This window comes from Arenimonas sp. (genome assembly GCF_035312645.1).
Classification (GTDB): Bacteria; Pseudomonadota; Gammaproteobacteria; order Xanthomonadales; family Xanthomonadaceae; genus Arenimonas.
Genome location: NZ_DATGBO010000111.1, coordinates 1 through 13,718 on the forward strand (window position 1 = coordinate 1; position 13,718 = coordinate 13,718).

14 protein-coding genes are annotated in these 13,718 nt (G+C 66.1%); 5 read left to right on the forward strand and 9 right to left on the reverse strand.

Annotated features, from left to right (window positions below; all coding sequences use genetic code 11):
• Positions 1-76: 76 nt before the first annotated feature.
• From VKM35_RS10395 to VKM35_RS10410, 4 genes are all read right to left on the reverse strand, one after another.
• Complete coding sequence (locus VKM35_RS10395) at positions 77-2,461, reverse strand: bifunctional serine/threonine-protein kinase/formylglycine-generating enzyme family protein (RefSeq protein WP_324320951.1); 2,385 nt, start codon at positions 2,459-2,461, stop codon at positions 77-79.
• 117 nt (positions 2,462-2,578) lie between these two features.
• Positions 2,579-3,043: a DUF4442 domain-containing protein gene (locus VKM35_RS10400; protein ID WP_324320952.1), complete on the reverse strand. Its 465-nt coding sequence runs from the start codon at positions 3,041-3,043 to the stop codon at positions 2,579-2,581.
• Positions 3,044-3,053: 10 nt separating this feature from the next.
• Positions 3,054-3,920, reverse strand: coding sequence for a thioredoxin (gene trxA / locus VKM35_RS10405; RefSeq protein WP_324320953.1), 867 nt, complete (start codon positions 3,918-3,920; stop codon positions 3,054-3,056).
• 59 nt (positions 3,921-3,979) lie between these two features.
• Complete coding sequence (locus VKM35_RS10410; RefSeq protein WP_324320954.1) at positions 3,980-5,017, reverse strand: DUF1176 domain-containing protein; 1,038 nt, start codon at positions 5,015-5,017, stop codon at positions 3,980-3,982.
• Between the two features lie 153 nt (positions 5,018-5,170).
• On the opposite strand from VKM35_RS10410, the gene VKM35_RS10415 reads away from it, so the two are divergent.
• The 3 genes from VKM35_RS10415 to VKM35_RS10425 are packed head-to-tail and all read left to right on the forward strand — an operon-like array spanning position 5,171 to position 6,508.
• Entirely contained in the window at positions 5,171-5,779 is a 609-nt protein-coding gene (locus VKM35_RS10415; protein ID WP_324320955.1) for a hypothetical protein, read from the forward strand.
• Entirely contained in the window at positions 5,776-6,288 is a 513-nt protein-coding gene (locus VKM35_RS10420; protein ID WP_324320956.1) for a hypothetical protein, read from the forward strand. Before VKM35_RS10415 ends, VKM35_RS10420 begins: the two co-directional genes overlap by 4 nt.
• Position 6,289: 1 nt before the next feature.
• Entirely contained in the window at positions 6,290-6,508 is a 219-nt protein-coding gene (locus VKM35_RS10425; protein ID WP_324320957.1) for a helix-turn-helix transcriptional regulator, read from the forward strand.
• Here the strand turns inward: VKM35_RS10425 and VKM35_RS10430 are convergent.
• Both VKM35_RS10430 and VKM35_RS10435 read right to left on the reverse strand, forming a co-directional pair.
• The gene (locus VKM35_RS10430) at positions 6,505-7,677 is read right to left on the reverse strand and encodes a DUF1501 domain-containing protein (protein WP_324320958.1); all 1,173 of its coding nucleotides are present in this window, start codon (positions 7,675-7,677) and stop codon (positions 6,505-6,507) included. The genes VKM35_RS10425 and VKM35_RS10430 overlap by 4 nt on opposite strands.
• A gap of 3 nt (positions 7,678-7,680) precedes the next feature.
• On the reverse strand, positions 7,681-9,174 hold the full coding sequence (locus VKM35_RS10435) for a DUF1800 domain-containing protein (RefSeq protein ID WP_324320959.1): 1,494 nt from the start codon (positions 9,172-9,174) through the stop codon (positions 7,681-7,683).
• A 118-nt stretch (positions 9,175-9,292) separates the two neighbouring features.
• Here VKM35_RS10435 and VKM35_RS10440 point away from each other — a divergent pair, with 118 nt between their 5' ends.
• On the forward strand, positions 9,293-10,141 hold the full coding sequence (locus tag VKM35_RS10440) for a hypothetical protein (protein ID WP_324320960.1): 849 nt from the start codon (positions 9,293-9,295) through the stop codon (positions 10,139-10,141).
• Between the two features lie 36 nt (positions 10,142-10,177).
• Here VKM35_RS10440 and VKM35_RS10445 read toward each other — a convergent pair whose 3' ends face one another.
• The 3 genes from VKM35_RS10445 to VKM35_RS10455 are packed head-to-tail and all read right to left on the reverse strand — an operon-like array spanning position 10,178 to position 11,963.
• Entirely contained in the window at positions 10,178-10,570 is a 393-nt protein-coding gene (locus VKM35_RS10445) for a hypothetical protein (protein WP_324320961.1), read from the reverse strand.
• Positions 10,571-10,581: 11 nt separating this feature from the next.
• Positions 10,582-11,343: a CsgG/HfaB family protein gene (locus tag VKM35_RS10450; protein WP_324320962.1), complete on the reverse strand. Its 762-nt coding sequence runs from the start codon at positions 11,341-11,343 to the stop codon at positions 10,582-10,584.
• Entirely contained in the window at positions 11,340-11,963 is a 624-nt protein-coding gene (locus VKM35_RS10455) for a hypothetical protein (protein ID WP_324320963.1), read from the reverse strand. The genes VKM35_RS10450 and VKM35_RS10455 overlap by 4 nt, the downstream gene beginning before the upstream one ends.
• A gap of 225 nt (positions 11,964-12,188) precedes the next feature.
• Here VKM35_RS10455 and leuS point away from each other — a divergent pair.
• Positions 12,189-13,718 (forward strand): leucine--tRNA ligase (leuS, locus tag VKM35_RS10460; RefSeq protein ID WP_324320964.1); only part of this gene is annotated, 1,530 nt, incomplete at its 3' end.

Here is a 13,718-nt window from a genome sequence, read left to right on the forward strand (position 1 = left end):
TGGATTGGATTGCGTGCGCGCCGCGCGCGGTAAGCGCACGCGGCGAGCGATGTCGGGTACGTGCGCGCAGCGCGGGCTACGGTTTGGTGAGTTCGCTGGCGGGAATTTCGCGGACGAGGCGGAAGCCGACTTCGTCGTAACCCTTGTCGCCGGCTTCGACGCTGCTGCGGCCGGGTGCTGCGCTGGCAGGATCGCGCCAACTCAGGCCTGCGACCACATAGCGATTCGCACCGGCAGCATCGCCCAGCCATTCGCTTGCGTTGCCATGCAGGTCGTGGATGCCGAGCGGGCTGGGCGCAAAACTGCTGCCCGGTGCGGTGCCCTTGGCGCCGCAGTCGATCTGGCCGCTGCGGCAGGCGTCGCCGCTGCGATAGTCGTTGAAGCCGCGCCATTCGCCGAGGGTCGGCAGGCGGTAGCGTTCACCGGTGCGCTGGCTCAACCATTCGGCATAGGCACGGGCGTCGGATTCGCTGACGCAGACCACCGGATGGTTGTCGCTCTGCGGGAAGCCCGGGCTGCTCCAACTGCGCTTGCTGCCGAACAGCGTCGCCAGGGCATTGCGCGCATTGGCGCAACGGCTGGCGGCGCGATGCGTGGCGTTGGCGAATACGGCGTAATCGCCGCGCGAAACTTCCGCACGCATCACCGCCAGGCCGGGCCGGGTTTCGCTGGGCAGGGTGGCAAGCACGAGCGTCGGACCGTTGCCCTTGGCGATCAGGTCGCCGGGTTTGGGCAGCACGTTGGTGTTGGCGTGGCTCCAGGCTGGCTCGAGTTCGCTCTGGGCGATTTCCAGCACGCCGGCCAGTGTCTTGGTGCGCGTGATACCGGCGGCGTTGAAAGCCTTGGTGTCTTTTTCCAGACGCGCGATCAGCAAGGGCGGCAGCGCGATGTGCAGGTTTTTCCAGCTCTCGGAATTGAGGCGGCCGCCATCCTTGGCGAACTTGCCGGCGCGCTGGTAGGCGAGTTTTGCAGCGTCGTCATGGCTGGCCTTGACCGCGTCGAGCACCGACTTGCCGAGGCCGGCGAGCACTTCGTCGCTGAGCTTGGCGACATCGGCATTTTTCGGCGCGAGTTTGTGCGCAGCGAGCAGGGAATCGACAGCGTTGTCGTCGGCCGGCGTGCTCAGGCGGTTCTGCTTGATCTCGCGGCGCGCTGCCGACAATTCGCGCGCGCCGGCGATCGCCGGGTCGTAGTCGAGCGGCGTGACGGTGACCGCTGCTTTCACATTCGCGAATGGCGATGCGCTGGCCGCGGCCGTCGTCGTTGCAGGTGGCGGCGGCGGTGGAAGCGCAGCGGGAGCCGGTGGCGGCGCGACCGGAGTGCTTGCCGCGGCTTCGGTGGTGGTTGCGGGGGTTGTCGGCGCGGTCGCGGCGGTCGGCGCCGGTGTTTCGCCAACGACAGTCGCGGTCTCGGGTTTGGCGGCGCCGGCTTTCTCGTCCTGGCTGGTGAAAAAATCCGGTGGCTTGTGCGCGGTCTCGGGTTTCGGGCGCAGCGCGAACGCCACCAGCGCGATCACCATCACGCTGAACAAACCGAACAGCGCTGGCTTCAACCACGGCCGCGCGACCGCGGCAGTGCTTGCTGCATTGCCCTGGCTGTCGCCGGGGCCACGCTCGCGCGTCGCTACCTGGCTCAATGCGCTCTGCATCTGCTGCGCGTTGCGATAGCGGTTGTCGGGCGCCTTGGCCATGGCGCGGTCGAGGAAGGGTTGCCAGTGCTTTTTCTCCGCCGGCAGGCGCGGCACCGGATCCTGCGCATGCATCAGCGCGAGCGCGAGCGGATCGCTGGAAAGATAGGGCAGGCGACCGGTAAGCAATTCGTAGGCGAGCACGCCGACGCTGTAGAGATCGGCGCGGCCATCGACGGCTTCGCCGCGTGCCTGTTCCGGCGCCATGTAACCGCCGCTGCCGACCGCGAGGCCGGCGGAGGTGATGCGCGTGCTGTCGCGCTTGGACAGTGCGATACCGAAGTCGGTGAGCAGCGGGCGATCGGCGTTGTCGAACAACACGTTCTCGGCCTTGACGTCGCGATGCACGATGCCGCGCGCATGCGCGTATTCGAGTGCCGACAGCAGCGAGCGCAGCACTTCCGTGATGCGGCCTTCGTCGTTGGTGAAATCGCGCTGGCCCAGATGGCCCTTGGCCAGGTAGGGCAGCACGTAATAAAGCAGACCCTGTGGGGTGCGTCCGACCTCGTGGATGCCGACGATGCAGGGGTGTTCGAGTTTTGCAATCGTGCGCGCTTCCTGTTCGAAGCGCTGCTTGCTCTTCTCGTCGGTCAGCGCCTCCGGCGACATGACCTTGACCGCGACCTGGCGGTCCAGCGATTCCTGCACGCCCAGATAGACATACGACATGCCGCCCTTGCCGATGCGCCGCATCACCCGGTAACCGGGGATCTCGGGCATGTAGCTGGTCAGCAACGCCGACAGTTCTTCGGGTGACAGCTCTTCCGACTGCATGGAGGCCAACGTGCTGGGATCGGGCCGATGAGCATAAGCCAGCCAGCAGCAGCCGGGAACAAGCATTTGCATCGCTGCCTGCCGGCGGACCCCCGACGGGGCCTGATCTGCCTCGTTTCAGGCCGGTGGCGTCGCCTCGACGCGCTTGCGCCGGACGTAGATCTGCTTGCGGACCCGCGCCACCAGATCGCCGCCGGCATCGCGCACCTCGGTGTCGAACCAGCGCAGCAGTTTTTCGTCGCCGGCGGTGGCGGCGCGGATTTCCTCGATCACCGCCGGTTCCAGCAGGAAATGCGCCTGCACAGTGCCACGCCCGGGTTTGACGAATTCGATTTCGGCGGCCTTGTCCCAGACCATGTAGTCCGGGCCGAGGTTGCGCATGACCATGATCATCCAGAACGGATCGGTCATCGCGAACAACGAGCCGCCGAAATGCGTGCCGACGTAGTTGCGGTTGTACCAGTGCTGGCGCAGCTCGACGCGCACGTCGCGGAAGTCCGGCGAGATCGTCGTCACGCGGATGCCGGCAAACAGGAAGGGCGGCCAGAGATTGAAGACCCGGCGCGAAGGAGCGGCTTTCATCGGCAGATCCTCAGAACAGCAGCGAGGCCATCTTGCGGCGATAGTTGCCGACCAGGTCGGCGTCGTCGATGACGCGGAAGGCGTCGATCAGCGATTTTTTGGCGAGGGCATCGCCGTAGCTGCGATCGCGCCGCAACATTTCCAGGAATTGCTGCAGGCCGGCTTCGGCATCGCCTTCGACGATGTCGCGCACGCCCAGCAGGTGGCGGGCGCGCAGGTCGCCGGGGTCGGCGGCGATCGCGGCCAACAGTGGCTCGCGCGGCGGCGCGTCCTTGAGCAATGCCGCGAACCCGAGGCGTGCCCGCGCCTTGATCGCGCGGTCGTCGGTGGAAAGATTGGCGGGCAGGCCGTCCAGCAGTTTTTCCGCTTCGGCGACGCCGCCGGTCTGCAGCAACGCCAGGGCGAGATCCAGGCGCAATTCGTCCTTGCCCGGATCGGCGGCAATGGCGGCGCGCAGATGCAGCAATTCGGCATGCGGATCCAGCGGCGCGGCGACTTCCGCCACTTCGTCGCTGGCTTCGTTCGGCGGATTGGCCTCGATGCCGTGGTGCTTGAGGAATTCGCGCAGCTGGCCTTCCGGCAGGGCGCCAGGGAACCCGTCGGCGATCTCGCCGTTCCTGACCAGCATCACCGTCGGCACCGACTTGATCTGGAAGTAACCGGCGAGTTGTTGCTCCTGGTCGACATCGACCTTGGCGAGCAGGAAGGCGCCGTTGAATTCGGCCGCGAGCTTTTCCAGGATCGGCCCCAGCGTCTTGCACGGCCCACACCAAGGCGCCCAGAAGTCGACCAGGATCGGCAGCTCCAGCGATTTTTTCAGCACCTCGTCCTCGAAGCGGGGCAGGGTGGCGTCGAAAACGTGCGGGCTGTCGGTCATGGCGTGCGGGATCTTTGCTGGGGCGGGAAGCGCGACCTCATAGGCGGTCGCGGCGATCCTCATTCATTGCGCCACAGGCTGGGAAAATCAAGCATCACGCCCTGGCAACGGGTCTGTCGGGTCGCCGCCACCAGCAGGAAGTCGCGGCCGTCGAACAACCACTCATCCGAATCGCCGCAATCGCCGAGACCGCGACCCTTGGCGAACTGGCTCAGGCGCGCGGTTTTCGGATCGTAACCGGCGCTCATCAGCCAATCTTCGCGATGCTCGCCGGGGAGCGCCGGCAGGCTGATCATGCGCAGCTTCGCCGGTTGCGCGATCGGGCCACGGTAGGCGCGATAGCCCGACTGATAGGCGCCGCGTCCGCATTCGAGCAGCACCAGCGCTTCGCTGTCGTTGAGGCGGAATGCCAGCTTCTCGGGCTCGTCGTCGTCTTCGAGGTCGCAGTCGGAATCCGGCGCCTGCGCGAGTTCACTGGCGGCGGCGATCAGCGCCTGCGTGGTCTTGCTGTCCAGTTCGACGCCACGGTAGGGCGCCGGCCGCAATCCCGGAGCTTTCGGTGCTGGCGGCACGGCGCTGGCGAGGCGCGCGCCACGGCGGATCCAGGCGGTTTCGCCGCCGCTGCGTTGCTGGACTTCGTCGACGAACAACAGCGCTGCGACCAATCCGTCCAGCGAGGCGCCGGCATCATCGATCGACAGGCGCTTGCCGTTGCGGATCGCATCGATGAATTTCGCGATCGTGCCGGCGTCGTCGCAATGCCAGGCGTCATCGTCGTCGCCTTGGCCTTGCTGCCAGTGTTCGTTGCCAATGATCAGCGCCTGTTCGTCGAGATGCAGGCGGCCGGTCAGGGCGCCGGGATCAGCGCCGTGGATTTCCGTCCTGGCTTCGCCCGCTGGTCCGGCATCGCGGAGAAAACGCAGCACCAGGCTCGGGTCGTCGGTGTCGGCGCCTTCGGCGACGCAGTGCCGGAGGTTGTCGCAGGTCACCACCCAGTCGCGGAATTCGCGCTCGACCGGAACGGCGGGCGCAGCGCTGGGCGGGGCGGCCAGCGCAGAGGCGCTGAGCAGGCAGGGAAGCAGGCAACGCAGAAGCATTCGGGGTCTCCGTCGGGGGCCGGGTGCGGCCAATCTACCGGCTTGGTGGACGCAGTCATGCGGCGGTGCAGGACAGGAAGAAATTTCACGATGTCCTCTTGACAGGACAAAATGTAATTTATAACTTACATATAGTCCGATGGAGGTGACATCATGTGGTCGATCAAGCTCCGCAATAGCCTGCTGGCTCTCGCCGTCCTGGCAGGCGTGTATCTGCTGTATTTCACGCCCGACCACGACTTCGGCTGGATCGGCAACCTGCTGCTGCTCGGCAGTTTCTGGACCGTGCTGTACCTGTGGACCCATCGCGCGCCGGACGATGTTCCGGCCGGCTCGCTGGGCGAGCAGCTCGCGGGACTGTCGCTGGGCGTGACGGCGGTGATCGCCGGCATCTTCGTGTTCAAGCTGCAGGCGATGGGCTGGCAGGTGACCGAGCCGGGGGCGCGTTCGCTGAGCCGTGGCGTGGTGTTGATGCTGGTGCTCAGCGCCGTGCTGGCCTCGGTGCTGCGCCGTAGCGCCGGCCAGGCGGCGATCCGTGACGAGCGCGACCAGCTGATCGCGGCACGCGCCTGTGCGCATGCCCACATCGTGCTGGTGGTGGCGCTGATTGCGGTGATCCTCAATCTCGGCTTCGGCGGCTCGACCCTCGCCGGCTTCGCCACACCGCTGAACATCGCGTACTGGCTGATTGGGTTGCTGATTCTTTCGTCTCTGTCCGAACATCTTTCCGCCGTCATCCAGTACCGAAAGGATCGCGCATGAGCACCGAAAAGAAATCGCCGTTTTCCGATCTCGGCCTGAAGGTGATCAGCGGCTATCGACCCGGCTGGCTGATCCTGCCGCTGTCGCGTCGCGAGGCAATGCTCTGGGGCATGGCGATCTACAGCACGATCGCCGTTGTCGTGCTGGGTTATCTGCTGCTGAGTTGTTGGGGCGATCCCGGCGCGCTGCTGCTCGCGCTGCGCCAGACCTACAAGCCGCTGGCGGGAATGATCAGCCTGGCGCTGCTGCCGGTGGTTTTTTCCCGCGAAGCCAGTGCGCGTGCGATGGATGAGCGCGAGCTTGGTCATCAGCGTCGGGCTGCGAATGCGACAGCGGCGTTGGCGTTGATCGCGTTGGCGGTGCTCGGGCCGTTGACGCTGACCGGCCCGGTTGCCGCGGCAACGCTGAATCTCGCCGCCGGCTATCTCGGTTGGGCGATCGTCATGTTGTTCCAGCTTTGCCTGCTGGTGTTTTCGGCGACGCAAATCGCGCTGGCGAAGTTGGCCTGACATGACCGACGCGACCATCGCCAACCAGATCCGCGTATTGCGCGCGACCCACGACCTGACCCAGGAAGATCTCGCGCGCCGCTGCAACATCACACGCCAGACCATCATTGCGCTCGAGGCGGGAAAATATTCGCCGTCGCTGGAACTGGCGTTCCGCATCGCCAACGCGTTCGGCGTCGGCGTGCAGGACGTGTTCCGCTGGGTCGGGCCGACGCCCTAGGCGTTGCGCCGCGCAAGCAGCAGACCGTCGAGCGGCGTGGCGGCGCGGCTATCGGGAAACACCAGCGTTTCCAGCGCGCTTTCGGCCACGCCCAGGTGTTGCTGCGCGACCGCCTTGAACACCGAGCGCATGTCGGTGGTGGTGCGCAGATCGCGGCCGTCGTTGAGGTCGGAATTCGCCAGGCCCGGCCAGGTGCCGGCGATGCGTCCGCCATTCACTGCGCCGCCGGTGAGCAGCATCGTGCCGCCGGTGCCGTGATCGGTGCCGCCGGTGCCGTTCACCGCCGCCGTGCGGCCGAATTCGGTGGCGACCATCACCACGGTCTGCGGCCAGATTGTCGTCGCGCCGGCGTGGAAAGCTTTCAGCGCGGCGTCGAGTTCAGCGAGCTTGCGCGTGAGCTGTGCGGCCTGGCCGCGATGCGAGTCCCAGCCGGTGTCTTCGACGAAAGCGACGCGCGGGCCGTCGGGTTTGGCCATGAACGTCGCCGCCGCGGTCATCATCGCCACCAGCGTGCCGCCACCGCGCGGCGTGTTCATGCCGGCCATCGCCGGCATGGCTTCTTCATCGCCGCTGAGCGCATGCGCGAAATTTTCCGCGAGTGCAGCATCGGCGGCGTACAGCGGTTGCAGGCGTTGCAGCAGTGCGGCATCGGCGGCTTCCGGCAGCGGCGGCGACCAGTTGCTTACCGCGCCGCCACCGCGAAAGATCAGCGGCATCACTGCGGCCAGCGCGAGACCTTCGCTGCCGGGCAGCGCGCGAACGCAACGATCCATCCAGCCGTCGCGGGCGCCGCTGGGCGTGCCGGTGCCGTTTTCCAGGCAGTCCTGGGCGTCGAAATGCGAGCGTTGGCGATACGGCGGCGCGACTGCGAGCACCGGCAGCAATTGCTTGTTCTGGTAGAGCTCGCTGGCGAAGCCGAGCGACGGATGCAACGCGAACGTGCCGTCGAGTTTGTGGCCGATGTTGTTGGCATCCGCCAGCGCGCCGCGCAGCCGCGCGTAGTTCGGATCGGCGTAAGGGCGCAGCGCATCGAGGCCATCCATCGCGCCGCGCAGCAACACCACCAGCACGCGTGTGCCTGGCCCGGCAGCGGCGAAAGAGACGCCCGGCAACGCGGTCAGCAGACCGGTGGCGCCGAGACCAAGAACGAATTCACGACGATTGAGCATGGCTCATCTCCATTGGAAAGCGGGGCTGGCCAGCAGCAGGGCATAACCTTGCTGCGGCGATTCGGCGCGCCGGATGCCGGTGGCGGTGTCGCCATCGAGCTGTGTGCCGAGTGCGTCCTGCGCCATCGCGATCGGATCGCGGTCACGCGCGATCCAGTCGGACAGCAACTGCGCCGCCTGCACACGTTTGAACAGCGCATCGGAGCCGTTCCAGTCGGCGGCGATATCGGCGTAGCCGGCTGGCGAGCGCGGTGTCAGCGTTGGCTGGCCCATCTTCGCGAGCAGATCCATCGAGGGCCGCAGTTTCTGGTCGATGTCGATCGCGCCGGCGCGCATCGCCGCGACCAGCCAGTCGTCCGGTGTGCGCAGCTTGCGATTGGCCGGATCCCAGGCTTCCGGGCTGTCGATCACGGCTTTGTAGACCGCGGCGAGATCGCCGTCGTGGTCGAGATAGGTTTTCGCGATGCGCGCGACCATCGTCGGTGGCGGCTGGTCGGCGACGAAATGCCGCGTGAGTTTTGTCGCCAGGTGTTTCGCAGTGGCCGGATGCCGGGCGAGATCGTGCAGGATCGCCTGCGCCTGTTCTTCGCCGCCTTCGGCATAGCGCTTGCCGAGCACGGTGCGCGCGCCGGGTTCGTGGGTGATGTCGTAGAACTCGAACGCTGCACTCGGCGCACGCCCCTGCAATTGCCGCGGCCGCGGCATGCTCCAGCCGGTGAGGGCGCGTGCGAATTCGGTGACATCGCTCTGCGAGTAACCCCCATCGACGCCGAGCGTGTGCAGTTCGAGGATTTCCCGCGCCAGGTTTTCGTTGAGGCCAAGTTTCCGGCCTTTCTGCTGCGCGCGTTGCTGCAGGCGTTGCGCCGCCTGCGAGTCGTCGCCGACCGAGGCGACGTTGTCGAGATAGCGCAGCATCGCCGGATGTCGCGCGACGGCAAGCAGCATGTCCTCGAAGCGCCCGCCGACATTCGGACGGATCGCTTCGCGCTCCATCGGCATCACGTAGAGCGAGGCCGCGCGCTTGTCCAGCGAGACCGCGAAATGATTGCTCCAGAAATGCGTGAGTCGCTCATGGAAGCCGTCTTCGGTACTGATTGCCCAGTGGTAGCGCGCGCGAACTTCGGCGAGAAGATCGGCACCGAACACCTTGCGAAAGCCCTGCACCTGTCCGGGCTGTTTGCGCTTGCGGCCAGCGGGGCTCGGATCGTCGGCGCTGCCCAGGACGGCGGCGGTCGCCTGCGTGGGGCTGGCCTGCGGCGTGGGCTGGTCGCCGCGTTGTTTCTTGTCGGCGGCGGCTTCCTTGATGTAGTCGATTTCGCGACCAAAATAATCGAGGCTGGACGGCAATGCGGCGAAGCCGGCGGAGAGTTCGCGTGGCTTCCCCTGCACCTGCGCCAATAACCAGGCGCGTGGATCGTTGATGGCTTTCGCCTCTCCTGGGCGGGGGCCCAGGCCGAAGCGGATCAGGGCATGGTGGGTGTCGAGGGAAGCGGCCACGTGACCTCCGGAGCTGGGGTATGCGGGAAAGAACGCGGCGGCGCCGGAATGGTTGACCGGCAGTGTCGAGGAGGCAGCGGCACCGGGGTAGACTCGGGCCGATCACCGGAGCCACGCCATGAAATCGATGCTCGTTGCCGGATGCCTGCTGCTCAGTCCTGTCGCGTTCGCCGATGCCGAATTGCGCTACCGCATCGAAGGCAGTTGTCCGACGCAGTTCGATGTCGTGCAGGTATCGGGCAGTCAGGTGCGCATCGACATGCGGGCGACGGAAACGAACATGACCGCCTTGTTCGATGGCAGCGAGGACCTGGTCACCTATCTCATGCACGACCAGCACCGGTACCAGCAGATCGAGGTCGACGAGGACGCGCTCGACTACACCACCGATGTCGCCAACAGCACCGGTACCTATATCGACAAGCAGATGCAGAAGATGCAGGGGATGCTGCAGCAGCAATGCGCGCAGGCACCGAAGGGTCGAGCCGGCGGTGTCTGCGCCAACATGCCCGACATGAAACAGATGATGCAGATGCTGCCCGCCGCCGCGCCACCGAAAGTCGAACTACGCGTGACCGATCGCCAGGCGACGGTCGCGGGCGTCGCCTGCAGCGTCGCCGAACGCTGGGAAAATGGCGTCCGCGCGCAGGAGGAATGCCATGCCGATCCGGCCACGTTGGCGATCGCCGAGCCCGATCGTCGCGGCTTGGTGCGCGGCATCAAGGTGATGCAGCGCTACGGCGACAGCTTCAAGGGCATGACGTCGCGCTTCAAGGCCGCCGATGCGCCGCCCGCAGGCGCCAATCCCGCGCAAAGCTTGATCATGTCGCAGGTTTGCTACGCACCCGACGGCAGCCAGCGCGGCAGCGCGACGCTGGTAGTCGGTACGCCAGCGGTCCCGGCAACCCGCTTCGAAATTCCTGCCGGCTACCAGCGCTTCAACATGCAGGAAGGCCTGCAGCAATAGCCGATGCCAGCGCCATGATCGCCGTCGCTCGCGGCCTTATTCGATCGGCGGATCCCAGACATCCGGACGTCCCTCGTGCACGAAGATGCTGTACTCGTCCTTCATCGTGCCGGCTTCGAGCCAGCGTTTCGCCGTCGCGCCGTAGTGCTTGTCGGCGTAGTTGACCGCTTCCAGGCTGGTGGTGAACAACGCCACCGGGAACGACGGCGGCTCGCCGCGGACCATCGGGAAACTGTAGATGTCGACGTGGCTGGTGGTGCCGACGTCCTCGACATCGAAGGCCCAGATCTCGAAACCGTTGAATTTTGGGCGCAGTTCCAGCCAGCGGATGCCGGTGTTGCCGAGCGCGGATACGTGACCGAGAAATTGTTCCAGCGATTTGCCGCGCAGCAGGGTTGGGCCGATCGAGGAAGGAGCGAGGTAGGGCATGTGTTCTTTACCTAGTGCTGGATTTGCATGGATTGCCGGGTGCGCTCGACGCGCGCTTTTTCCCGGGCGTCGAACTCGGCCAGGCAGGCATCACGCCGGGTCATCGCGCATTCGAGGTAGTCGATGATCTCTATCACCGCCGCGCGCAAGGCGCGCGAGCCCGGGCCGTCGTCGAGCGCGCCCAGGCCGATGCGGCCACCTTGCTCATCCGTATTCTCCGATGGCGGCGTGCGACCTTCGATGGTGCGCGCGTAGCGGATCTCGCCGGTGGTGGTATCGATCACGCGCAGGTCCACGGCGAGGTAGCCGCCCAGCGAAACCTGCTGGACGCTGCCGCCGTACCCCATGAAGCCGCGCTTGACCTTGGTCTCGGTGTTGTTCTCGAACGCGGTCACGGTGCCGGTGATCAGGTATTGCGCGCCGGTGAGCTTGCCGATCTGGATGCTGGTCTCGGGCGAGACGCGGCCGGAAGCGGAGAGGTTTTGTTCCTCGATCACCGCGCGCAGCTTCTGCCGTTCGACGACGTTGAAGGCCGGACGCGCGGAGAGTTCGTTGGTGAGCATCGTGGTCAGCGCGCGACCGGCGCCGCCCTGCAGGAACATCGCGCCGCTCTCGTCCTGGAACTTGAGCACGCCGATGATCGGGCGCGAGATTGTCGAAGCTGCCGCTGCCGGATTCGTCACTGCGGCAGTCGTCGCCGCCGCAGGTGCCGCCTGTTGCGCCATCGCCGGGAGGCAGAACAGCAGTAGCAAGGGCAGGGCGATCCGGATCATGGGCCGATCATAGCGCCGGCGTCCGCGAATGGCAGGGGCGCGGGCGGGCCGGTGGCCGCCTCTGTCGTGCAGGATCGCCATGCCGGCGCAGCGATCGCGAAACTCGCTGCGGGGTCGCTGCGAAAAAATGCCCGGTAGCTCGCGCAGCGCTCGCGTGCCGTGCGCCCGAGTGCCAGCCAGGCCCGGTGCGGATTGATCAGGGGGTCGCGGATGCCGTCGGCATGCAGCGCATAGCTGCTCCACGGATACGCGCAGGCGCAGCTGACCCGACCGGCGCGCGCCGGTGCCTGCTCGATCGCGCGCAGGCAGGCGAGCACTTCTTTTTCGCCGGTGACGACGCGGCTTTCGCTCAGCGGAAACCAGCCCAGCCCGCTGCTGCCGCCGAGGCCGTCGAGATCGCGGCGCATCCGCGCCAGGCCATCGGGCAACAGGCCGGTGACCAGCAGCTGCAACTGGTCGGGCAGCAAGGCATAGGCATGGATCGCGCAGGCATGGCGCAGCGAGAGGCTGCGCAGTCTGGCCAGAGCGAGCCGATAGTCTTCCGGCGTGATCAGCTGCGCGCGCCGGAACCGGCTGTGTTGCACCAGTTGCAGGGCAGAGCCCGGGGGATACGGCAGCATCGACAGGCACTCCGGAACAGGTCTGTCGAGCTTCGTTTCCGCATCGCGCAAGCCCCATCGGCGGGCCGGAGCGATCCGGGTCAGGATTTCCCAGCCGGATTTCCCCGACGAATCGGCAGCCGGATCAGCTGTCGGATCGCCGCCATCGCCGTCCTGACGTGTTTTCCGACCTCCCCGGCTGCGGTACCCTGAACGCCGATTTTCGTTTTTCGGCCCCACTCCCCCATGCAAGACACCCAAGACCCCGGCGCCTACGACCCGAAGGCGGTGGAATCCGCCGCGCAGGCGCATTGGCGCGACAGCCGCGCTTTCGAAGTCACCGAAGACGCTTCCAAGCCCAAGTACTACTGCCTGTCGATGCTGCCGTATCCCTCCGGCGCGCTGCACATGGGCCATGTGCGCAACTACACGATCGGCGACGTGATCAGCCGCTACCGCCGCATGTGCGGTTTCAACGTGCTGCAGCCGATGGGTTGGGATGCGTTCGGGCTGCCCGCCGAGAACGCCGCGATCAAGAACCACACCGCGCCGGCGAAATGGACCTACGCGAACATCGACCACATGCGCGGGCAATTGCAGGCGCTTGGTTACGCGATCGACTGGAGCCGCGAGCTCACCACCTGCAAGCCTGACTACTACCGCTGCGAGCAGTTGATGTTCACGCGCCTGTTCAAGCAGGGCATCGTCTATCGCAAGAATTCGGTGGTGAACTGGGATCCAGTCGACCAGACCGTGCTCGCCAACGAACAAGTCGTCGACGGCCGCGGCTGGCGCAGTGGTGCGATCGTCGAGAAGCGCGAGATTCCGCAGTGGTTCCTCAAGATCACCGCCTACGCGCAGGAATTGCTCGACGGCCTTGATGCATTGCCGGGCTGGCCCGATGCGGTCAAGACGATGCAGCGCAACTGGATCGGGCGCAGTGAAGGTCTGGAAATCCAGTTCGCTGTAGAAAAAGAGTCAGAGCCGCTGACCGTATTCACCACGCGCCCCGACACGCTGATGGGCGTGACCTATGTCGCCGTCGCCGCCGAACATCCGCTGGCGCTGAAAGCTGCGGCGAACAATCCGCAGCTCGCCGCTTTCATCGACGAATGCAAGCACGGCGGTGTTTCCGAAGCCGAGCTGGAAACGCAGGAAAAGAAGGGCATGGCCACCGGCGTGTTCGCCGTGCATCCAGTCAGCGGCGAGAAGGTGCCGGTCTGGGTCGCCAACTTCGTGCTGATGGGCTACGGCACCGGTGCGGTGATGGCGGTGCCGGGTCACGACCAGCGCGATTTCGAATTCGCGCACAAGTATTCGCTGCCGATCAAGCAGGTGATCGCGATCCGCACGCCGCTGCCGCCGCATCTCGCGCCGGAGTTCGCCTACGACCCGAACACGTGGAAGGAGTGGTACGGCGACAAGAGCCGCGACGACCTGATCATCGTCAATTCCGGCGAACTCGACGGCATGGGCTACAAGCAGGCGTTCGAGCATCTGGTGACGAAGTTCGAGCGCGAAAAAGCCGGCGCGCGCCGGGTGAATTTCCGCCTGCGCGACTGGGGCGTGAGCCGCCAGCGTTACTGGGGTTGCCCGATCCCGATCATCTACTGCGGCAAGTGCGAAGCCGTGCCGGTGCCGGAAGACCAGCTGCCGGTCGTGCTGCCCGAGGATGTCGAATTCACCGGCATGAAATCGCCGATCAAGGCCGATCCCGAATGGCGCAAGACCACCTGTCCGAATTGCGGCGGCCCGGCCGAGCGTGAGACCGACACC